The 22179-nt window shown below is 45.2% G+C and carries 20 protein-coding genes; 9 read left to right on the forward strand and 11 right to left on the reverse strand.

Going from position 1 to position 22179, the window contains the following annotated elements:
• Window positions 1-16 precede the first annotated feature (16 nt).
• The 3 genes from nudC to ACK8OT_RS06660 all read left to right on the forward strand — a co-directional run bounded on the left by nudC (window position 17) and on the right by ACK8OT_RS06660 (window position 2786).
• Window positions 17-832, forward strand: a complete 816-nt coding sequence (gene nudC, locus ACK8OT_RS06650) for an NAD(+) diphosphatase (RefSeq protein WP_410195716.1) — start codon at window positions 17-19, stop codon at window positions 830-832.
• 131 nt (window positions 833-963) lie between these two features.
• Window positions 964-2028 (forward strand): uroporphyrinogen decarboxylase, encoded by a 1065-nt coding sequence (hemE, locus tag ACK8OT_RS06655; RefSeq protein WP_410195717.1) that lies wholly within the window; start codon window positions 964-966, stop codon window positions 2026-2028.
• A gap of 230 nt (window positions 2029-2258) precedes the next feature.
• Entirely contained in the window at window positions 2259-2786 is a 528-nt protein-coding gene (locus ACK8OT_RS06660) for a GNAT family N-acetyltransferase (protein WP_410195718.1), read from the forward strand.
• 104 nt (window positions 2787-2890) lie between these two features.
• Here the strand turns inward: ACK8OT_RS06660 and ACK8OT_RS06665 are convergent, their stop codons facing one another.
• The 4 genes from ACK8OT_RS06665 to ACK8OT_RS06690 all read right to left on the reverse strand — a co-directional run bounded on the left by ACK8OT_RS06665 (window position 2891) and on the right by ACK8OT_RS06690 (window position 9920).
• Window positions 2891-3013, reverse strand: a complete 123-nt coding sequence (locus ACK8OT_RS06665; RefSeq protein WP_282560156.1) for a hypothetical protein — start codon at window positions 3011-3013, stop codon at window positions 2891-2893.
• 387 nt (window positions 3014-3400) lie between these two features.
• Window positions 3401-5818 (reverse strand): glycosyl hydrolase family 18 protein, encoded by a 2418-nt coding sequence (locus tag ACK8OT_RS06680; RefSeq protein ID WP_486348274.1) that lies wholly within the window; start codon window positions 5816-5818, stop codon window positions 3401-3403.
• A gap of 493 nt (window positions 5819-6311) precedes the next feature.
• Window positions 6312-8699: a glycosyl hydrolase family 18 protein gene (locus tag ACK8OT_RS06685; RefSeq protein WP_410195719.1), complete on the reverse strand. Its 2388-nt coding sequence runs from the start codon at window positions 8697-8699 to the stop codon at window positions 6312-6314.
• 279 nt (window positions 8700-8978) lie between these two features.
• Window positions 8979-9920, reverse strand: coding sequence for a D-2-hydroxyacid dehydrogenase (locus ACK8OT_RS06690; RefSeq protein ID WP_410195720.1), 942 nt, complete (start codon window positions 9918-9920; stop codon window positions 8979-8981).
• 31 nt (window positions 9921-9951) lie between these two features.
• Here ACK8OT_RS06690 and ACK8OT_RS06695 point away from each other — a divergent pair, with 31 nt between their 5' ends.
• On the forward strand, window positions 9952-10533 hold the full coding sequence (locus ACK8OT_RS06695) for a YjaG family protein (RefSeq protein WP_410195721.1): 582 nt from the start codon (window positions 9952-9954) through the stop codon (window positions 10531-10533).
• A gap of 22 nt (window positions 10534-10555) precedes the next feature.
• On the opposite strand, the gene ACK8OT_RS06700 is transcribed toward ACK8OT_RS06695, so the two are convergent.
• The gene (locus ACK8OT_RS06700) at window positions 10556-11608 is read right to left on the reverse strand and encodes a hemolysin family protein (protein ID WP_410195722.1); all 1053 of its coding nucleotides are present in this window, start codon (window positions 11606-11608) and stop codon (window positions 10556-10558) included.
• Between the two features lie 405 nt (window positions 11609-12013).
• Between ACK8OT_RS06700 and hupA the strand changes: the two genes are divergently transcribed.
• On the forward strand, window positions 12014-12289 hold the full coding sequence (hupA, locus tag ACK8OT_RS06705; RefSeq protein ID WP_410195723.1) for a nucleoid-associated protein HU-alpha: 276 nt from the start codon (window positions 12014-12016) through the stop codon (window positions 12287-12289).
• A gap of 185 nt (window positions 12290-12474) precedes the next feature.
• Here the strand turns inward: hupA and purD are convergent, their stop codons facing one another.
• Both purD and purH read right to left on the reverse strand, forming a co-directional pair.
• Window positions 12475-13767, reverse strand: coding sequence for a phosphoribosylamine--glycine ligase (purD, locus tag ACK8OT_RS06710; protein ID WP_410195724.1), 1293 nt, complete (start codon window positions 13765-13767; stop codon window positions 12475-12477).
• A 110-nt stretch (window positions 13768-13877) separates the two neighbouring features.
• Window positions 13878-15470 (reverse strand): bifunctional phosphoribosylaminoimidazolecarboxamide formyltransferase/IMP cyclohydrolase, encoded by a 1593-nt coding sequence (purH, locus tag ACK8OT_RS06715; protein WP_410195725.1) that lies wholly within the window; start codon window positions 15468-15470, stop codon window positions 13878-13880.
• A 370-nt stretch (window positions 15471-15840) separates the two neighbouring features.
• Between purH and zntR the strand changes: the two genes are divergently transcribed.
• The 4 genes from zntR to ACK8OT_RS06735 all read left to right on the forward strand — a co-directional run bounded on the left by zntR (window position 15841) and on the right by ACK8OT_RS06735 (window position 19212).
• A complete protein-coding gene (zntR, locus tag ACK8OT_RS06720; RefSeq protein ID WP_410195726.1) occupies window positions 15841-16260 on the forward strand; it encodes a Zn(2+)-responsive transcriptional regulator in 420 nt (139 codons plus the stop codon).
• Window positions 16254-17453, forward strand: a complete 1200-nt coding sequence (locus ACK8OT_RS06725) for an SO_0444 family Cu/Zn efflux transporter (RefSeq protein WP_410195727.1) — start codon at window positions 16254-16256, stop codon at window positions 17451-17453. Before zntR ends, ACK8OT_RS06725 begins: the two co-directional genes overlap by 7 nt.
• 413 nt (window positions 17454-17866) lie before the next feature.
• The gene (locus tag ACK8OT_RS06730; RefSeq protein ID WP_410195728.1) at window positions 17867-18865 is read left to right on the forward strand and encodes a DUF6929 family protein; all 999 of its coding nucleotides are present in this window, start codon (window positions 17867-17869) and stop codon (window positions 18863-18865) included.
• Between the two features lie 119 nt (window positions 18866-18984).
• Window positions 18985-19212, forward strand: coding sequence for an alternative ribosome-rescue factor A (locus ACK8OT_RS06735; protein ID WP_410195729.1), 228 nt, complete (start codon window positions 18985-18987; stop codon window positions 19210-19212).
• A gap of 31 nt (window positions 19213-19243) precedes the next feature.
• On the opposite strand, the gene ACK8OT_RS06740 is transcribed toward ACK8OT_RS06735, so the two are convergent.
• The 4 genes from ACK8OT_RS06740 to dusB form a co-directional block, all read right to left on the reverse strand.
• On the reverse strand, window positions 19244-19993 hold the full coding sequence (locus ACK8OT_RS06740) for an oxygen-binding di-iron domain-containing protein (protein WP_410195730.1): 750 nt from the start codon (window positions 19991-19993) through the stop codon (window positions 19244-19246).
• Entirely contained in the window at window positions 19990-20616 is a 627-nt protein-coding gene (locus ACK8OT_RS06745) for a hypothetical protein (protein WP_410195731.1), read from the reverse strand. The genes ACK8OT_RS06740 and ACK8OT_RS06745 overlap by 4 nt, the downstream gene beginning before the upstream one ends.
• A gap of 232 nt (window positions 20617-20848) precedes the next feature.
• Entirely contained in the window at window positions 20849-21148 is a 300-nt protein-coding gene (gene fis, locus ACK8OT_RS06750; RefSeq protein WP_233072658.1) for a DNA-binding transcriptional regulator Fis, read from the reverse strand.
• Window positions 21149-21174: 26 nt separating this feature from the next.
• A complete protein-coding gene (gene dusB, locus ACK8OT_RS06755; RefSeq protein WP_410195732.1) occupies window positions 21175-22134 on the reverse strand; it encodes a tRNA dihydrouridine synthase DusB in 960 nt (319 codons plus the stop codon).
• Window positions 22135-22179: the final 45 nt, after the last annotated feature.

Consider the following 22179-nt stretch of genomic DNA (forward strand, 5'->3'; position numbering starts at 1 on the left):
TTGTGAGGGCGATATTTTGCAAAATGAACAAATCCTTCTAACTCGGCAGCAGATGGCGTGGTGGTTGGTGATAGGTGAGGATCAATTGTTAGTTGCCCAAGGTGAGCAGCCCATCCCTTTTGGTTGCCTAGACGAACTGCCCTTTCCCAATTTAGATGCGTTTGAACAGTTAGTGGTCGGCGAATATGAAGGCTACCCGGTTAATTTGGTTGTGTTACCCGATCTGAACTTGGATATGCGATTTGGTGAGTATCAAGGATTACGCTATTTATTGGGTAAGGTGAGTGATGAGTTATTTAACTTAGCAGGGCGCGCCTTTCAAATTATCAACTTTCTTAATACGCACCGTTTTTGCGGCCAATGTGGTCAGCCCATGCATCGCATCGATTGGGAATTGGCGATGAAGTGCTATCAATGTGGTCATCGTTGTTATCCTCGCGTCTCGCCTTGCATTATTGTGGCAATTCGTCGCGGCAAGCAGGTGTTACTGGCTAATCACGTTCGCCATAACAGACCGGGTCATGAAATTTATACTACGTTGGCAGGTTTTACCGAGGCGGGTGAAACACTTGAACAATGTGTTGAGCGAGAAGTGTTTGAAGAGGCGGGCATTCGAGTTAAAAACATCCGTTATATCAAGAGTCAACCGTGGCCGTTTCCACATTCATTAATGATGGGCTTTATTGCTGATTACGCAGGCGGAGAGCTAAATATAGATAAAAACGAGTTAAATGATGCGGGCTGGTTTAGTTTTGATGATTTACCTTTATTGCCGCCTCATGGCACGATTGCCCGCTTATTAATAGAGAAGGTGAGACAAAGATGCCGTTAGCCTCAAGCTAAACATGAAAAGCGGCTTTGAATCTGTATCTTGAGGTCGCTTGGGCATAACATGACATTTACTTTTCCCTTGTCGGCGGGCTTTGCTACAATTCGCCAAAGAATCATTGCCATGGAAGTTTTATGAACGAGTTAAAAAACGATCGTTATCTTAGAGCGCTGCTGAAACAGCCTGTCGACAAAACCCCAGTTTGGATGATGCGCCAAGCAGGGCGTTATTTACCAGAGTATAAAGCGACTCGCGCTCAAGCGGGCGACTTCATGTCTCTTTGTAAAAATGCAGAGCTGGCTTGTGAAGTGACCTTGCAGCCTCTACGTCGTTTTCCGTTAGATGCGGCGATCTTATTTTCGGATATTTTAACTATCCCTGATGCAATGGGCTTAGGGCTGTATTTTGAAACCGGTGAAGGCCCTAAGTTTGAACGTCCTATCACCTGCAAAGCCGATGTAGATAAAATTGGTATTCCCGATCCTGAAGGTGAATTGCAATATGTGATGAACGCGGTGCGCACTATCCGCCGTGAGTTAAAAGGTGAAGTTCCACTGATTGGGTTTTCAGGCAGCCCATGGACGTTAGCCACCTACATGGTAGAAGGTGGCTCTTCAAAAGCGTTCACTAAGATCAAAAAAATGGCCTTTGCAGAGCCGAAAATTCTACATATGTTGCTTGATAAAGTGGCGGATTCCGTCATTAGTTATTTAAATGCTCAGGTAGCAGCAGGCGCTCAGTCTTTAATGATCTTTGATACCTGGGGTGGGGTATTATCACCACGGGATTATCGTGAGTTTTCACTGCAATACATGGCTAAAATTGTCGACGGCTTAACCCGAGAAAATGAAGGCCGTAAGGTGCCTGTGACCTTATTCACCAAAAATGGTGGTATGTGGCTTGAAGATATTGCGGCAACAGGCTGTGACGCGGTAGGCCTTGATTGGACCATAGATATTGCCGATGCTAAGGCGCGTGTGGGTGATAAGGTGGCGCTTCAAGGCAATATGGATCCTTCTATGTTATATGCATCCCCTGAGCGTATTCGTGATGAGGTGGCGCATATCCTTTCTGGATTTGGTGAAGGCAGTGGTCATGTATTCAATTTGGGTCACGGTATCCACTTAGACGTCGATCCTGAGCACGCGGGCGTCTTTATTAAAGCGGTTCACGAGTTAAGTGTGCCTTACCACAGATAATGACTGTTAAGTGATTGTATCTAAAGCCGGGCTGCCGGCTTTTTTTGTGTCTTACTCTTGCTCCAATAGGTTTGGTCTAAACCAAGTCACATTTGATAGGCCTGCTTATTTCACCTAAGCTTGATCACACTGATGCTTCTCATCCATGCTTGCCGCTTGATTAGTTGTTAAGAATTGCGGGTTAGCGTTGTGGTTATGATGCTGTTAACTCAGAGTTGGAGTGTGATGTTATGCCGAAAATTGCTGAAACCGAACGACTGATATTGCGCTTTTTTGAATCTGATGATGCTGAAGCGCTTTATGAGTTGATGTCAAACCGACAAGTCATGAAGTTTTCTATTAGTGGTCCGCTTAATCGTAAACAAGCCCTGAGTTTTCTAAATAGCATTCTTGATACATATAGTAGTAAAGGCTTTAGTCTGTGGGCTGTTCATAGTAAAGAAGATCAAAGGCTTATTGGGTTTTGTGGTCATTTTTTTCACCGTTTAGAGGGAAAAGATGAAGTGGAATTGGTGTATCGTTTATTGCCTGATTATTGGGGGCAAGGGCTGGCCAGCGAAGCGGCGCGAGCGGCGACGAAATATGCTTTTACTGATCTAGGTTTAGAACGATTGATATCGTTTATCGCGGATAATAACGTGGCGTCAAAACGGGTGGCTGAAAGCTCGGGATTTAGATTGGAGCGGGAGACCCACTTTTATGATAAACCTGTATTGGTCTATAGTTTGGACAAAGCCTCATGGGGAGGTGAGGGCTAGGTTCATTTTTGCTCCATGATTGGAGCTATTCCCTGTGGTCTTCGCTTTCTTGTTACTGTTACTACTTTACTGCTTTTACTAGTGGTGCAATTCACTAGTTGGTCTTATTTAACTTTCTTTTCTTTCTTTTTTGCAAAGAAGTTTAAGTTTAAACCTGCTTTACGTTGTGCTTCACGCTCTTGAATAGTTGCGCGTGTGAAGTCTAATGCTGAGCTACCTAATAACATAATGTCACCTCTTTCAATTAATGTTTGATTGTTTTGTTCCTTTGCTTCAGGAACGAGTTAATAGTACTGCGTCAGATCACACTTTTCAATACCTTTGTGAAAATAAATTACAAAAAAGTGTGATTTGAAGTGGTTTTTGTTTTGTAACTTATTGTTTTAGGAAATACCTATATTCTTTGTGTTTTATTATTACAGTTTTGTGTGATCTGGGTTGCTTGTTTATGATTTCTCACCAAGCTAGGTAAAATATTGGTTAGTTGCGGGGCTTTTGACGATAGCAAGATGGGCAATATTGCGAAGGAAGATAGCGGAGGAAGCTGAATTTTGATGATACAAATAAAAAGGGATGCAATCGCATCCCTTTTAGTTGGCTAGGAAAAGTTTATATTAAACTTTTGCCCAAACGCCCCATGGACCAGTTGTTGCTGGGTTTTCACCAGTAGTCCACCACTTCGCTTCGTAAGTTACACCGTCAACGATAACGCGATCGCCTTTAGTGTAAACTGCGTCTGCGCTCCAAGTAGAGTTACCTGGCTCAGTAGTAGGTGCAACAGTAGGCTCTACTGTAGGCTCAACAGTTGGTGCAACTGTTGGAGCAACGGTAGGCTCAGCTGTAGGTGCAACAGTAGGAGTTACGCCACCTTCACATTGAACTTCAGTCCAGAACCAGTTACCGCCTGCAGCTGGAGTTTCCCAAGTACCAGGGTTGTTCTTAGCTACAAAACATAGGCCGTTGTAAGTTACTAGGTCGCCATTCTTAACAGAAGTTTGACCAGGTACCCAAACGATAGCGCCCGCTGGTGGTTGAGTAGGCTCAACTGTTGGTTCAGCAGTAGGCTCAGCTGTTGGTTCAGCAGTAGGTTCAGCAGTAGGCTCAGCTGTTGGTTCAGCAGTAGGCTCGGCTGTTGGTTCAGCAGTAGGCTCGGCTGTTGGTTCAGCAGTAGGCTCGGCTGTTGGTTCAGCAGTAGGCTCGGCTGTTGGTTCAGCAGTAGGCTCAGCTGTTGGTTCAGCAGTCGGAGTCGGAGTTGGTACAACGTAACCGTTTAGACCTTCATGCATTGCATTTAGGATGTCACCGTTGTCCGCGTCGATTTCCCAAGAGAATAGACCCGCTAGACCTAGATCGCGAACGTAAGCGCCTTTAGCTTTAGTTGAGCGTTGGTCATCAAACGTGATTAGTTTACCGTTTGAACGGTTCCACACGTATGCTGCTTGTGCTTGCTCGTCGTAACCGTATTCGAAACCGTTAATGCCAGTTTCGTTAGCACCTAGCATGTACTGCTTGATACCTTTGTAATCGATTACGCCAGCTTCCCAAACGCCTTGTGCTTTAGTACCAGTTAACTTGCCGTTACCTGTACCTGTCATAGGGTCATTTGGATCTGTTAGGCTAGATGGCATCACGCCGTCCCAACCACGGCCGTACATAGCAGTACCCATTACGATTTTGTTCGCTGGTACACCTTGTGCTAATAAACCGGTAACGCCGTGATCTGCGGTGTAAGCTGGACCACCATATGGTTTACCAGTATCTGGGTTAATGCCAGTACCATCACATTGGCCAGGAGCCATGAATGAACCACAGTATAGGCCCGCTTGGTGGCCAGGTACGTTGTTCCAGCCGCCGAAGAAGTCATAGTTCATGGAGAAGATGTAATCCATGTACTGAACTGCTTCACCGTAGTCAACGTCTTCAAGCTTGTCCCAACCAACATTGATTGCAGACGTTAGCTCGTACTTACGACCTGTTTCAGCTTCTAGCTCGTCTAGCATTGCACGTAGCTCTTTCATTAAAGCAACGTAAGCAGGGCCATCGTTTACTGGGTCACCTAGGTTTGCGTTCTCACCGCCACCACCAGGGAATTCCCAGTCGATGTCAATACCGTCGAAGAATTTCCAAGTTTTTAGGAACTCTCTTGTTGATGCAACAAATGTGTCACGCTTAGCTTTGTCGGTAAAGTAGAAGAATGGATCAGATAGTGTCCAACCACCTATAGAAGGTAGGATCTTCAGATCAGGATTACGCTGTTTAAGCGCCATCATCATCGCAAAGTTACCTTTAATTGGTGTGTTGAAGTCATGACCAGCTTGCTTGAAGCTCTTTTGGTATGCAGCCCATGGGTCGTGGATTACAACTTCGTAATCTGGCACGCCTTGACACGCAGTTTTAAGTGCGTTGAAGCTGTTGCCGCCAACCGATTTCAAAGACTCGTTAGGACCACAGATTGGAATGAAGCCGTAAAGAATGTGAGTTAGGTTGTCAGCTGGGATGTTGTCAACTGTGTAGTTACGGTCGTAAATACCCCATTCAACGAAGTAAGTACCTACAACAGTGTTCTTATCAGTATTGTAAGACTTGTTGTTAGGATCTACGTTCATTGTTAGTGGCGCAAGGTGTGAACCGTCAGTGTCAGCAACGGTTAGTTTTGCTGAAGCACCTTTAGTACAGCCAGTTGCGTCACACGCTTCGATTACTACATCGTAAACACCGCCTTTCGCGTAACCGAAAGTTGCAGTTGTTTGGCTACCAGTGATTGGGCCAGTTGCAACTTCAACACCGTCAAAATAAATTTTGTAAGTGTCACCAGGAGTACCAGACCACTGGTTGAATTTAATCGCGATTTGCGCTTCTTCGTTGTACTTAACCATAGACTTGTACCCTGCGGTAGTGTCCATTGCTAATTCAACTTTAGAGAATTGTAGGTTGTTAGAACCGTACATGTCGATGCTTGGTGCAGCAGGAGCAGCCATTACGCTAGTGCTGATTGCAGCCAAGATAGATGCAGCTAAGATATTTCTCTTCATAAGTCCATTCCTTTGACTAGTCATTGAGAATTCAGAGTCAATTTGAAATTGTGCAAGAGATAGACGTAGGGCAGATATGCGGCAGAGGCGCAGCAATATCCTTATCCAATGTATTTGCCTATCCTTGGCAACATATAAATCAGTATATTAGAAGGCCTCCTGGCCATACTGATTCATTTCAAAAAGTGTAGTCTTGTTCAGACTTAAGACAATATAGGAGTATCTGATGCTAAGGGCAAGACGGGGAAAGTGCTAAACGTGATGAAGCTAAAAAAAATGGTGAATAAATCGACGTAAATAAAGTGCGAATGGCTAAACTTTTAGATTATTTCCCTAACTTCATATTTAGTTTAGGTTTTTGTTGCTATTAAAGGGCGTTATTGTATTGAAAGTGATATTTGTTATGCGGATCAAATTGTCAAAATAAATAGAGGGGAATGTGATCCATTCCCCTCGAGACTTAATCTATCGATTTAATCAATTTGATTAATTCTTATAGCTTTTTCCATACACCCCATTCACCAGATTGAGATGGGTTGTCACCTTGTGTCCACCACTTAGCTTGGTATTTCACGCCATTGTATAGGACTTGGTCACCACCATTGTACACTTGGCTATCTACCCAAGTTGTGTCGCCCGCTGGTGGTTGAGTTGGTTCAACCGTTGGCTCAGCCGTTGGTTCAGCCGTTGGCTCCACTGTTGGCGCAACGCTAGGCTCTACAGTTGGAGTGCCAGTTGGCTCGGTTGATGGCACGGTGCCTGAGCCTACTTTAGTCCACGCATTGTCTGCCGCCCAACCTTTCGCAGGCTCGTAAGCTCCGCCTAGGTTACACCAACCCGCTACGCTACATTGGTAAATACCACCATCGCTGGCAAGTACTTTAGTGCCTGCTGTGTAGCTACCTAGTCCATCAGGGTAAACGAAATCGTAATCGCCTGCTGGAGGTTGTGTTGGCTCTTGAGTTGGCTCTTGGGTCGGCTCTTGAGTTGGTTCAGCCGTTGGCTCAGCTGTTGGCTCTTGAGTCGGCTCTTGAGTCGGTTCTTGAGTTGGCTCTTGAGTCGGTTCTTGCGTTGGTTCTTGAGTCGGCTCTTGCGTTGGTGGTGTTGTTGGAACTGGCGTTACAACAACGTGGCCAGCAAGACCTTCTTGCATTGCATTTAGAATGTCACCGTTGTCTGCGTCAATTTCCCAAGAGAATAAACCCGCGAAACCGTTGGCTTTAACGTATGCGCCTTTGGCTAGTACTGAGCGACGATCGTCATAAGTGATGAGGTCACCCGTTGCTGGGTTCCATGCATATGGGGCTTCTGCCACTTCGTCATAGAACTTCTTAACAGATGGGTTGTTGATGTAATCGCGAACCACATCTTTGTAGTCGATTACACCCGCTTCCCACGAGCCTTTCACTTTACCGTTACCTACACCCGTCATTGGGTTAGCAGGATCTGTCATTGATTCTTGGGTTACGCCTGTCCAACCACGTGCGTACATAGCCGCACCAACCACTAGTTTGTTCGCTGGAACGCCTTTTTCTAGCAGTAGGTTAATCCCGTTTGCAGAAGTGTAAGCTGGGCCCTTGCGAGGGTTACCTTCAGCGTCAAGACCTTTACCTTCACACTCATCCGCACTCATGTGGCTACCACAGTAAAGTGCAGTTTGATGGCCTACAACATTGTTCCAGCCACCGTAGTAGTCGTAAGTCATGGCAAAGATGTAGTCCATGTAAGGCACGGCATCAATGTAGTTTACGTCTTCAATTTTGTCATAGCCTACACCAACAGCAGAAGTTAGCTGGTAGGTACGACCCGTTTCAGCAGATAGCTCATCTAGCATGGCGCGTAATTCTTTCATTAGATCAGCGTATGCTTGGCCATCTAAATCAGGGTTACCTTTGGTTGGGTGTGCGCCTTGGCCACCTGGGTATTCCCAGTCGATATCGATACCGTCAAAGAATTTCCATGTTTGAAGGAATTTCTTAGCAGAAGCAACAAAGATGTCACGCTTAGACTTGTCTACGAAATCGTAGAAGGGGTCAGATAGGGTCCAACCGCCTACCGAAGGTAGAATTTTTAGATCAGGGTAGCGTTGTTTTAACGCCATCATTTGACCGTATGTACCTTTGTAAGGTGTTGAGTGGATATCGCTGCCTTGTGGCATTTGAATAGCGGCCCACGGGTCGTGGATAACCATTTCATAGTCAGGTGTACCAGCACAAGCACGGTTTAGTGCCGCTAAGCTGTTGCCGTTTTCAATTTCACCTAATGATTCGTTTGGACCACATATTGGCACGAAACCGTAGATAATGTGCGTTAGGTTTTGTGCAGGAATTTGGTCAACAGAGAACTTACGGCCGTAAACGCCCCATTCTACGAAGTAAGTACCTACAACCGTGTTTTCTGGGGTGGTGTAGTTACCGTTGTTTGGATCTACCTTCATCGGTAGTGGGTCTAGGTGGCTACCGTCGGTATCTGCAACCACGATATTTTTCGCCGCACTTTCACTACAAGCGCCGGTGTCATCACATAATTTAACCGTTAGTGCGTATTGGCCGCCTTTTTTAACTTGCAGATCAACAACGCCTTTTTGTACCGGTGTCGCTGCAATAGTGGCTTCGTGGGCAACTTCACCGTTTAGTAATACTTGCCATTTGGTGCCCGGTGCACCCGACCACATATCCCAAGTAACAGGAACCGTTGCGGCATCTTTAACAACGAATAAGTCTTTATATGCAGACGCGGCTTGGTTTACTTCGATAATGGAGTAGTTATCTTCCATCCATTGTACGATCGGTGTGCCAGGTGCAGCCATAGCCGCACTGCTCATGCCCATTGCAACAGCAACAGCTAATGAGCTTTTAACAAAAACATTTGATTTCTTCATGAGTCTATTCCTTTGACTTCTACACGAGAAAACACAGATAAGAGAACTGAATAACGCAGACAGGTAACATCATGGGCTGAGCCCCAATGTTAATATTGAATATGCCTATCCTTGGCCTTTCAGTGGGTTAGTTAGGTCTCCTGACCTAATCACACTTATTGTGCATCACCATGCTCATATGAGAGCAGGATTAAATTTAGCTTGATTAATCGACAGCGCCAAATGCAATCCTTATAAATGAGAGTTTACTCACCTTTAATCGCCATCGGAATCGTTTGATTAGTAACCCAAGGTTAAGTCAACCTGATGTAATAACGGCAAGTTTTGCTGCCAGCGTTGCAGGTTTTCTAAAAATATTTGTGCTACTTGCTGTGGCGAGCTGACCGCGGCAATGTGCGGTGTAATGGTTAAGTATGGGCTGTGCCATAGTGCAGAGTTAGCAGGTAAAGGTTCAGTATTAAACACATCACAAACAGCGTGGGCAAGCTGGCGCTGCTCAAGTGCGTCAAACAAATCCGCTTCGTTAACACTTGCGCCGCGGCCAACATTGAAAAAGACACAGTGATTGGGCATGTGATTAAAACACTGAGTGTCAAACAAACCTCTGGTCTCGCTCGTTAGCGGCAAGGTATTTACCACGACATCGGCCTGCGAGAGCGCACTGTGTAATTGCGCCATTGGGTAACATAGATCAAAGCCAGCTATCTGCTTACCGCTACGATTAACCCCCAAGGTGGTTAGCCCAAAATGCTTTGCTGTTTGCGCCAAATGTTGGCCAATAGAGCCGCTGCCAACGATTAGCATGGTCATGCCTTGTACGCTGTGATAGCCATGAGAGCGCCATAGTTGCTGCTGTTGTTGCTGGCGATATTGGCCAAGTTGTCTTTGATAATCAAGTAAATGAGCAAACACATACTCACTGATTAAGGGGCCGAAAATACCTTTTACGCCGGTTACTTGGCAGGCTTTGGGGAAATGTGCTCCGGCAAGTGCATCCACTCCTGCAAAGGTGGATTGCAGCCATTGCAGTTTTGGAAGTTGAGGTATCAGGGGGCGAATTAATGCTGGCTCGGCGAGGGCTAAAGTAATTTGTTGCTGCATCCAAGCCACAGAGTCGATATTATCACACACCAACATCGATACATGGTCCGGTAGCTTGTTTGCTAGGGCTTGTTGATATTGCGAGGCGTCTTGGCTCAGTATCAGTAGTGTGTGTCGCATTTTCATCCTTAAGCACTTAGCAGGTTTGATAGTGGTAAATAATATAAATAAGCAACTTAATCAATTTGCGCCATGGCAACAAGTGACATTTTGTCTCGCTTTGGCCGAGCGTATGTACCCAAACTATGTGTTATTTTGTGAAGGCACCGAGTTTGCGGGGCAAGCGACTTTTCGCAAAATGTTGGATTTATTTTGGGAAAAGCTGATTGTAAAAAATGCCAAGGTGAACTTTGAGATCCAAAGTGAGCATTTTGAGTCGGCCATTCCCAACGTTGAAGATTATGATATGTATGGGGTCTATCCTGCGCTGGATGCTTGCGTGGTGGTGACTTGTGCATTTAACTTAATGTTGAACAAGCAAGAAGATGGCGAAGAAGCGATTAACGCGAGTCAAACGTCTATCGCCACCGTCGCGAGTTTTATTGAAGCGACCTGCGAAGAAGAATTATCAGAAGAAGCTATTTTTGCTGATGAATTAATGGAGCAAGAGCTGGCGTTTCAACAAGAGTTAATCTATCAGCTTGAACAGCAAAGAAGCCCTGATTTATTGAAAGCGGTCAGAAAGTTTGCGCGCAATCAGGGCGTCAGTAATATCGGCATCAGCCTCGATTGAGGCATGATGTAAACCCGCCGAATTATTCTGGTTTTTCAATGATGCCATCGGTATTGCGCTGATGGCGGATCCAACGTGCTTTGGCTAAACGCTGCATATCGGCAATTTTATCTTGCTCATCAACAATCTCGACGCCCAGCAGGGTTTCAACCAGATCTTCCATGGTGACAATGCCTTGCACATCACCATATTCATCGACAACCAAGGCAATGTGATTGCGTTTCTCGAGCAAACTTTGAAACAAGGCTGGAATGCCTACTGTATCAGGGACAACGTAGATAGGTTGTAACAACTGACCCAGTTTTACATTGTCACCTTGCTGCTGGTTCATCAAGATATCGTGTTTGTGCGCATAACCAATCACATTGTCGCGCTCTTTACTGCTTAACAAGATCCTTGAGAAAGGCGCATCGGCGTGCTGGCTTAGGTATTCATTAACCGTCATGTTCTTGTCGACCGAAAACAGTACGGTGCGCGGTGTCATGATATTTTTAAGCTTAGTGTCTCGTGTACTGAGCAAGCTGTTAATGATCTTACCTTCGTTATCCGCCAGTTGCCCTGTCTCGCTGCCTAAGTGAGCCATGGCAGCAATTTCTTCGCGGATATGTTGGTGCTCACCGTGTTGTTTGCCAATGATACGGGTGATGACGTCTGATAACCAAATAAACGGCTTTAACAGTTTTACCATCACGATCAAAACGGGAGCGATATACAAACCAAGTCGACGCCAATACGTCGCCCCGATGGTTTTAGGTAAGATTTCTGAAAAAACCAAGATAATCAGCGTCAACACAGCTGAAGTGATACCTATGTATTGATTGTTAAATAGCACCGCAGCCTGTGCCCCTACACCAGCTGCGCCGACCGTATGAGCTATGGTGTTTAAGGTTAAGATGGCGGCCAAAGGCTGATCAATTTTTTGTTTCAATTGTTCTAACTGGGCGCTGCGGGTAGGGTGCTTAATAGCTTGGGCGCGTATATAACTTGGTGTAACGCTCAGTAGCACGGCCTCTAAAACCGAACAAATAAATGAAACGCCAACGGCCAAGGCCAAATAGAAAAGTAAAAGAAACAAGTTCGCTCCTGTAAGCAATGGTTAGCTAAATAATAATGCTGTTTTTTAGTTTACTTAATTCTCTATGAAGAAAAAGCCTTTTTAAATGAATTGTCGTGATGAAAATTCCGAGTTGATAAAGCTGGAGCCAACATAAAACAGCGAGCTTGATTGCTTATATAGCATGGTTAAAGGCGCTTTATTATATCCAAAAATGCCAGAGTTCGAGATTTGTTGCGATTATATTTCAATCATCTAGCTGCGTTTTAGCTAAATGTAGCGGCTAAATTGTGAGCTTACACGCAGAAGTTGGTTAAAGGGCAGACGGTTAACAGGTTTTAAGAGATAAACCCTTTGCGCACGGCGTTGTTTTTGAATACATTGAACCCGCTATTAAGTCCACAACGACCTTGGAAAGGAAGTCACATGAACAAAACTCAACTGGTTGATGCCATCGCTGAAAAAGCCGATCTTTCTAAAGCACAAGCTAAAGCTGCATTAGAACAAGTTTTAGCAGGCATTACCGAAAGCTTAAAAGACGGTGAGCCAGTACAGCTAATTGGTTTTGGTACATTTAAAGTGAACCACCGTGCTGCACGTACAGGCCGTAACCCACAAACAGGTGCTGAAATTCAAATTGCTGCGGCAAATATCCCTGCATTTGTTGCTGGTAAAGCTTTAAAAGACGCAGTTAAAGCATAATTAAAAGATTGCATATAACGAAAAAAGCCAGGCTAAGCCTGGCTTTTTTTTCGCTAGAAGCAGGTTGGGGCTGCTTTTGTGGGAGCTGCCGCAATGCAGCGATTATCTTTAACATTTAGTAACTATCATCGCCCCATCACTGGGGCTCCCACAAATTAGAGCGGCTGCCACATTTAGCTGTTGGCTTACTTAGCCGCTTGCTCGCGCGCAATTGCACGGTATGCAATATCGGTGCGGTAGAAAGAATCTTTCCAGCTTACTTGTTTGGTTAGCTCGTAAGCGCGTTGCTGCGCTTCGGTAACCGTGTTACCTAGGGCTGTTGCACAAAGCACGCGGCCGCCATTGGTCACTGTGTTGCCATCTTTTAGGCTAGTACCTGCATGGAAGATTTTTTCACCTTCCACTTGCGTGGTCGGTAAACCTGAAATGATTTCGCCTTTAGCGTAGTCACCAGGGTAACCGCCTGCTGCCAGTACGATACCAACTGATGCGCGAGGATCAAATTCAGCCGTTACTTTGTCCAGTTCGCCTGCTTCAGCAGCTAGACATAGCTCAACTAAATCAGACTGTAAGCGCAGCATGATAGGTTGAGTTTCTGGATCACCAAAACGACAGTTGAACTCGATCACTTTCGGTGTACCATCGGCCATGATCATTAGACCTGCGTATAAGAAACCTGTGTAAGTATTACCTTCGGCAGCCATACCGTTAACCGTTGGGTAAATCACTTCGTTCATGATGCGATCATGGATCTCAGGGGTAACGACAGGAGCAGGAGAGTACGCGCCCATACCACCTGTGTTTGGTCCGGTATCACCATCGCCTACACGCTTGTGGTCTTGGCTGGTTGCCATAGCAAGGACATTTTTACCGTCTACCATTACGATAAAAGACGCTTCTTCACCGTCTAGGAACTCTTCGATAACCACGCGGCTACCTGCTTCACCAAACGCATTGCCCGCCAGCATATCGTTAACCGCGTCAATCGCTTCTTGTTCGGTCATGGCAACAATCACGCCTTTACCCGCTGCTAGGCCATCGGCCTTAACTACAATTGGCGCGCCTTTTTCTTTGATATAAGCAACCGCTGGCTCAATTTCAGTGAAGTTTTGATACCAAGCCGTTGGGATATCTTGGCGAGCTAGGAAGTCTTTGGTAAAGGCTTTTGAGCCCTCTAATTGCGCAGCGCCTTTGGTTGGGCCAAAGCATTTTAAGCCTGCTGCACGAAACGCATCAACCACACCAATAACCAGCGGAGCCTCAGGGCCAACGATGGTTAATTCAACTTGTTTGTCTTGGGCAAACTTAACTAGCGCGTCGATATCTTCGACACCAATTGCCACGTTTTCAACCTTGGCTTCTAGCGCAGAGCCCGCATTGCCCGGGGCCACAAACACGGTTTCTACATTGGCATTTTGAGCTGCTTTCCAAGCTAGGGCATGTTCACGACCGCCGCTACCTATCACTAAAACTTTCATTTGGATTCCTTGATTCAATACTTATCGAAGCTAGGCCTCGAACAAAGTGTTCATTTGCAGAAATAAAACAAAACGGCCTAAGTGGGACTTAGGCCGTTGTGATATTGGAATTAGTGGCGGAAATGACGCATGCCAGTAAATACCATGGCCATGCCGTGCTCATCGGCTGCGGCAATGACTTCGTCATCGCGCATTGAGCCACCAGGCTGGATCACACACGTAATACCAGCCGCCGCTGCTGCATCGATGCCGTCACGGAATGGGAAGAATGCATCCGATGCCATCACGCTACCAGCGACTTCTAGGTTCTCATCAGCAGCCTTGATACCTGCTACTTTAGCGCTGTAAACGCGGCTCATTTGGCCTGCGCCGACACCGATAGTCCACTTGTCTTTAGCGTAAACAATGGCGTTAGATTTTACGTATTTAGCCACTTTCCAGCAAAATAGTGCATCGCTTAGCTCTTGCTCTGATGGTTGACGCTTAGTGACCACTTTCAGGTCATCTAAGCCCACCATGCCTTGGTCACGATCTTGTACTAATAAGCCGCCATTAACGCGCTTAAAGTCGTAACCTTTGGTTTTGTCGCTCCACTGGCCGCACTCAAGTAAGCGTACGTTTTTCTTCGCAGCCACAATTTGCTCGGCCGCAGCTGAAATTTTAGGCGCAATGATCACTTCAACAAATTGACGTGAAACAATGGCTTCTGCGGTGTCAGCGTCTAGCTCACGGTTAAATGCGATGATGCCGCCAAACGCTGAGGTCGGGTCGGTTTTGTAAGCGCGATCATAAGCTTCAAGAATGTTGTCACCCAGTGCCACGCCACAAGGGTTGGCATGCTTAACGATAACACACGCTGGCTCGCTGAATTCTTTAACACACTCGAGCGCTGCGTCAGTGTCGGCGATGTTGTTGTAAGACAGTGCTTTACCTTGGATTTGGCGAGCGGTAGAAACAGACGCTTCATCAACGTTGTTTTCAACATAGAAAGCAGCCGCTTGATGGCTGTTTTCGCCGTAGCGCATGTCTTGTTTCTTTTGCAGTTGAACATTGAAAGTGCGTGGGAATTTAGATTCTGCGTCACCTTCTTTGTTTTCGCCATAGCTAGGTACTTTCGTGCCGAAGTAGTTGGCAATCATACCGTCGTATTGCGCAGTGTGCTCAAAAGCCGCAATCGCTAGGTCAAAACGTGTTTGGTAAGTTAGGCTACCGCTATTGCTTTGCATTTCTGCTAGTACGCGGCCATAGTCGCTTGCATTAACCACTATGGTGACATCTTTGTGGTTTTTCGCCGCAGAGCGCACCATAGTTGGGCCACCGATGTCGATGTTTTCGATGGCATCTTCTAGGCTACAGTTTGGGTTAGCAACGGTTGCCGCAAATGGGTATAGATTGACAACAACCATATCGATTGGTTGGATGTTGTTTTCTGCCATTACACCTTCATCGGTGCCACGACGACCTAAAATACCGCCGTGAATTTTTGGATGCAGTGTTTTAACGCGGCCATCCATGATTTCAGGATGTCCGGTGTAGTCGGATGCTTCGATTACTTTAATGCCGTTATCAGCCAGTAACTTAAACGTGCCGCCAGTAGATAGAATTTCTACGCCTTGTTCGGCTAACTCACGCGCAAACTCAACGATACCTGTTTTATCAGATACGCTGATCAGCGCACGTTTAATTGGTCGAGCTATGTCCATTTCTACTTCTTCCCGTTATTGATTTTAAAGGTGGGTAAAACAATTTTGCTATCTCTGCCGATTGAAAACACCTTATAGCTAGGTGGTTTATATGGGCATGGCGATAGATTTTTTACACGCTTGTGGTTGTTTTTATTGGCCTGTAAAAATTGGCGGGTATTCTACCTTAATTCGCGCTGCTTTTAACCAGAAAAAAAGGAATAAAAAGGGATTTAGTGGCGATTTTTTGCATAAAAAAGCGTCAATACAGCCTCCGAGTTGTGATCCAAGCAACTAATTGTCGCCATTTTTACGTAAATACCCCTTGACCTTGGAGTAAGGTCTAAACTTTATAATGGCACCGTGACTGAGTTTGGACAGGAAATGCTGGATGTATCGAATAGGTGAAATGGCGGCCCGCAGTGGTCTTAAAACTGACACCCTAAGGTTTTACGAAAAATCAGGGTTATTGGTGCCTAGCGCCCGCAATGGTGCAGGCTATCGGCTTTATAGCCAAGGTGATGAAGCCAAGCTTCATTTCATTTTACGCGCCAAAAGTGTCGGCTTTTCGTTAGATGAAATAGCCGAGTTATTATCCATTCAACTAGACAGTGCTGGGCACAGTTGCGCGGAGCCCAAATTAATTACCGATACCAAGTTGGCGCAAGTCGAAGCCAAGATAAAAGAGCTGGAAATTTTTCGCGCATCCTTGCAAAAGCTGAGTAGCTCTTGTTGCGGGGGAGCTGAATCGGCGAGTCATTGTTCGATCTTGGAGGCCCTCGCGGCCAGTGATCAGGAGGCGCTATGCTAATTACCAATTTCATTGACTTATTTATGGAATCGGCGCCTTGGATGATATTGGGGTTGTTGATTGCCGGCTTAATCAAAGAGTCGATCCCCAGTGATTTTTTGGCTAACCATCTTGGCGGTAAAGGCGTTAAAACAACCATTAAGGCGGCCTTTATCGGCGCGCCGTTACCTTTGTGCTCCTGTGGTGTCATTCCTGCTGCATTGGGCTTGCGTCGCAGTGGCGCATCAAAAAACGCCACCACAGCATTCCTAGTTGCGACGCCGGAAACAGGTGTTGATTCGGTGACGGTGTCTTATGCGCTGCTTGGCCCCTTTATGGCGATAATTAGACCGATTGCGGCGATTGTGAGTGCCATCGTTGCGGGGTTATTGGTTGGCAAAGAAGAAGCTATTTTTGCAGCTAAAGAGGATCTGAAACAACAAGCCCATGGTCATGCTAGTGGTTGTTGTAGCAGTAAAGCGGTTAAGACAAAGGCGAATGCCGCTGTCAGCTGTTGTAACAGTGAAGGTGGCAGTGAAAAGGTGAAAGCTGAGCTTGCTTCATCTCACTGTTGTAACCATGACAAGGTAGCCGAAGCCACGAGTTGTTGTTCATCACAATCCCTTGTTGGTGATGCTCATGGCGATAAAAAACCAGGACTGTGGGAAAAAATACGCTCTGGGACGCTATTTGCTGCCACGGATTTAGTGCGTGATATTAGTGTTTGGTTAGTGATTGGCTTATTTTTTGCTGCCTTGGTTGAAACTTATGTGGAAACGGATTTTCTAGCCTTATGGGGTGACAGTATCTGGGCCATGTTAGCCATGGTGCTGATCAGTGTGCCTATGTATATTTGTGCCACGGCCTCAACGCCTATTGCTGCGGGGTTGTTGATGTCAGGGATAAGTCCTGGTGCGGTTTTAGTCTTTATGATGGCTGGACCTGCAACCAACATTGCAACCTTAGGTGTGGTTTTGAAAGAATTAGGTAAACGGGCGTTAGTTGCTTATTTGTTTGGTGTTATAGCCATGTCTATCGTATTTGGTTGGCTGACTAATTACCTGGTTGCGACTTATGGTTTTCAAGTTGCGCCGCTATCACAATTAGATCACGCGTTGTTACCTGAGTGGATAACGATTGCGTCAAGCTGCTTGTTGGCCTTGTTAATGGCGCGGGTGTTTTGGCAGAAAGTGCAAGGCTACATAGCCAAGTAAGTTGGCTGCTTTTTGCAAATAATGAAGCCATTATGCCTAATCATCCTGATTGGCCATTTTTGACCTAGGGTGACCGCATGAATGTGCAAAAAACAATCATCCAAGCGGACAAAGTGACATTTTCTTATACGAAACGCCATAAAATCATCCATGATGGCTTAAGTGCCGCATCCTTGCGGCAGATATTCGTATAAGAAAACATCACCCATCGATTGAAAAATATTCATACGTTTGCCCTGATTTTTGCCCTTGGATTGGTTTATTTTTTCCCTATTTCGTGGTGCTGTTATTGATTAATCAAATTTTTATTGAGCCTTTGTAGGTTGATTAATAGATTTACAAGACAATTACTTGTAGAGTTTGCTCATATTTATTTATCGACACATAAGAGTGACTAGAATGTGGGAGCAAGGATGTTAAGAAAAATGGCCATGATGCTGCTATTAGCATCAGTAATCGGGCAAGCGCAGGCGCGCACTGGGCACAAATACGTATTGGAATTAGGTGATCCGGTTCATAGCGAAAAAGTACCTGCGGCATCTTCTTTGGTTACAGTAGATGACAGTATTTTTGCTGTCAGCGATATGTCTCCATTTTTATACAAGTTAGACAAGAACTTTAATGTTGACTCGTTAACCACGATCAAGCAATTCCCGGCTGAGAGTTTAAAAGAAAACGGGACGTTAGATAGCAGTGTTAAGCCTGATTATGAGTCAATGGCCTTGATTCCGTTTGAAGAAGGCAAGGCATTTTTAGTACTTGGCTCAGGCTCAAAGGCCATGGTGAGGGAATGGGGATACCTTATTTCGCAAGACCATTCTAAGATTATTGAACGCTCTCTAAGCCCGCTTTACAGCCAGTTACACAGTGCGGGTAATTTTGCCGAGAATCAAAAGTTCAATATCGAAGGCTTAGCGGTTGCCAATGAATACACCTACTTACTAAACCGAGGTAACTTCGGGGATAATTTAATTTATCAGCTAAAAACCGATGAGATATTGCAATACATGCTAGGCGAGCGTGAGCAAGTTGAGCACTTGGTAGTGAAAAAAGTCATCCTGCCAAAAATGCACGGTTTTGAGGCTGGCCTATCTGGTGCAACTTATTCGGCCAAGTTAGATAGCCTAGTATTTACGGCTTCTATTGAAGCGTCTAACAGCATCAATAAAAAAGGCTATATCTTAGGTAGCTTCGTTGGCGTGCTACCTATGGTTAAGTTTGCTACCGAAAACGAGATTGATTTAACTTTTTACGCAGCCATTTTGCAAAAAGGCGGTAAAGCGGTACTCGCTAAAGCTGAATCTGTGATGATCAGTGAAGAGGGTGAAGATGTTATCAAAGGTGCACTGGTGTGTGACAATGATGATGGAACCAGTGAGTTCTTCAATTTTGTGTTAAAACGAAACCAATAAGTTGATTTCAATGAGTTGGGCAAGGGACTACAAATAAAATATCCCTTGAACGATGACATTGACCTGACTATTATTTAACCGCGCTCACTAACGGCGCGGTTTTTTTATAGGATAAAATGATGAGTAAAATAAAACCAAAAGCTGTCGAGCACAGCAAAGTGGACTGCGGTGAAATCAGTTACTTGCACACTAAAGGCAAGATCAAGGAGTCGGCGATTAAGGCGGTATTACATACCCCATTGTTTAAACAGCGCGTTGAAAAGGCGAAAAAAGGCAAGGGCAGTTACAATCGTAAAGCTAAATTTGTTAAGGCGATGGAGCCTAATCTAAAGTTTGCGCTTGCTTAAATCGCGTTGGCTTTAGCTTAGGCTTCATCCTTTATTGATTCGATTTAGACTGGGTCGCAATGCCGACCGGTAGCTGCTCAAACCAGTCTAAAAATTGCACTACTTGCTCACCTTTAAAGATGCGTCCGTGTTGTGGACACATCATGTCTATTTCCAGCTCTCTAACGCGCTTGATCCAATCTTGTTTGGCCGATTCAGATGGCATCCAACGCTGATGAAAATAAGCCATTTTGGCAATGTGCTCATCGAAATTATCAATATAAAGTGGGCTGTCGATGGGCTCTAGAGCCGCACCTATATCGCCACTGAATAGAATTTTGGCCTTGGCATCATAGACGTTAAAGTTACCTGATGAGTGCAGATAATGAGCTGGGATAAATTGTAGCTCTAGGCCAAAAAGATTGAGGGTGCTGCCTTCATCGGGAATAGGCATAAATTCGGTATGCTCCATACCAAAGTGCCGAATAAAGCCTTCCCATAGCCAAGGACTATGCAACTTAGCGCCATCTAACACCTGATCCCATAACCCCAAAGACGAGATGATATCGGGATCTTGATGTGACGCGAACAAGTGTTGAATATTTTCTAATGGCAGTATTTTTACCAAGGCTTCCAGCATAGGAGCAAACAATTCAATGCCACCTGGGTCGAGTAGAATCGCCTGATCGTTGTGGTAGATGAGATACTGATTGGTATCAATGATCTTATCGGGTTTGGTTTCGTCTCTGCCTAACATTATCCATTTATGTTGTTGGTTTTTATAAAGTTCCACTATTTTCATGGTTGTTTTATTTCCTTCATACGATGTTGGCAGGCGTGGACATTTTCTAAGATTTTCTGCGTTGTTATATCAATTTTTGCCGATAAGTCGTCTAGTTGGGCTTTATGAAGCGGCAAATTGCCCGCTTCAACCCGAGCATTGATGGCGATCACCTGCATACTTTGCATAAAGGTGAGTAATTCTTCTAAATGGCTTTCGAGTGCTTGGCAAGCGCCGTCCGTATTTTGCTTTAAATGAGCCGAGGTGGCTGCAACGAGTTGCATCTTGTGGTTTAACAATTCGCCTGAAAAGGCGGGAGGATGGCGCAATACTTGCTCCATTTTTAGTCGGAACATTTCACTGCGCCAACGTTTAACCGAGTTAAGCGCAATGTCTGCAGCAAGCTGGTTAATCTCATTGGAAACCTTGATGGCGCGTTGAGCAAACTCATCATAAAACAAAGACAATACTTTCAGTCCCGCCGCTTCTTGCCCAATACGCACCGCAATCACAGAAAGGTTCTTTGCTGATAATGACAGCAGTCCGGCTTGCTGCCTAGATTGATTCAATTGAGCAGAAATATTTGCCGCAGCGGCAGTTTGTGCGGCTAATGATTGATGCAGCTGACTTGATTGAATCGCCATTTCCGCTCCTTTTACAAAAAATATGGCGCATGTAGCTTAATCTTAGTTAGCTTTTTGTAATTGGCACAAAGGGATAAGCCAAGAGTGTGAAGGAGTTAGATTTTTAGATTACGTATTATTTGCTAGGGTTGAGATGATATGAGCTTCCAAAGCTCAAGTGTTAGCAGAAACAAAAAAGGGCTTAACCATCACAGTTAAGCCCTTAAAAAGACAAGCGATTAAGCTTGATTGATTAGTTCATGCCGTATTTTTTAAGCTTCTTACGAAGTGTGCCACGGTTGATACCCATCATGTTAGCTGCACGGGTTTGGTTACCACGAGTGTATTGCATAATAACATCTAATAAAGGCGCTTCTACTTCAGAAAGCACTAGGTCGTACAACTCGGTTACGTCTTGGCCGTTTAATTGAGCAAAGTAGTTCGTGAGAGCCTGTTGTACAGAATCACGAAGTGGGCGTTGAGTCGTTTGGCCTGTCGCAGGAACACTGGTTGTAGTGATTAGCGCTTCAGAAGAAGTGTTTTGTTCGAACATATGATATCAGCTCTTCTTGGTTTAGTTTAATGCATGAAAAATTCTTCTAATACCTTAAGTTGTGCCGAGGCAGATTCTAAGGTATTAAAACTTTTACGAAAATCTTCAGTATTCGGTTGTTCTTTTAGGTACCAGCCCACATGTTTACGTGCAATGCGGGCACCTTTAAGTTCACCGTAAAATTCATGTAATTGCGATACATGCTCAAGTAAGTTAGCGGCAATTTCGTCACGGCTTGGCGGTGCCAGATGTTTTCCGCTACTTAAAAAATGAGCGACTTGTTGGAAGATCCAAGGCTGACCTTGGGCTCCTCTGCCGATCATCACAGCATCTGCCCCTGTGTACTCCAGTACAGCTTTCGCTTTTTCTGGACTGGTAATATCGCCATTCGCTACTACCGGCAAAGTGACACTTTGCTTGATAGCCTTGATGGTGTCGTATTCTGCTTGACCTTTATACATACACTGACGAGTTCGTCCGTGCACGGCTAAAGATTGAATGCCTGCAGTTTGCGCCAATTGCGCTATTTCAATGCCATTGCGATGTTCAGGATCCCAACCTGTACGTATTTTTAACGTTACAGGGACGTCAACTGCATCGACAACACTGTGTAAAATGGCTTTGACCAAGTCTGGGTCGCGCATTAAAGCGGAACCCGCTAACTTTTTATTCACCTTTTTAGCTGGGCAGCCCATATTGATATCGATGATTTGCGCACCTCTGGCGACATTTTCTTTTGCCGCAGCAGCCATCAATTTGGGGTCTGATCCTGCAATTTGCACAGCGCTAATGCCAGATTCATTTTCATGATCCATCCGGTTCTTCGATTTCTCGGTTTCCCAGACTAATGGATTACTCGACAACATTTCCGAAACTGCCAAGGCAGCCCCGTATTTTCTGCATAACTGACGAAATGGCCGATCTGTGATGCCTGCCATCGGTGCCAGAATAACTGGGTTGTCTAAAATATACTCTGCAATCCGCATGAAACGCACTTACCTCTCACATGGGCGGCGTAGTGTACGCATTTT

It is taken from the genome of Motilimonas thetidivivens (assembly GCF_046452435.1).
Lineage (GTDB): Bacteria > Pseudomonadota > Gammaproteobacteria > Enterobacterales > CBDFNC01 > Motilimonas.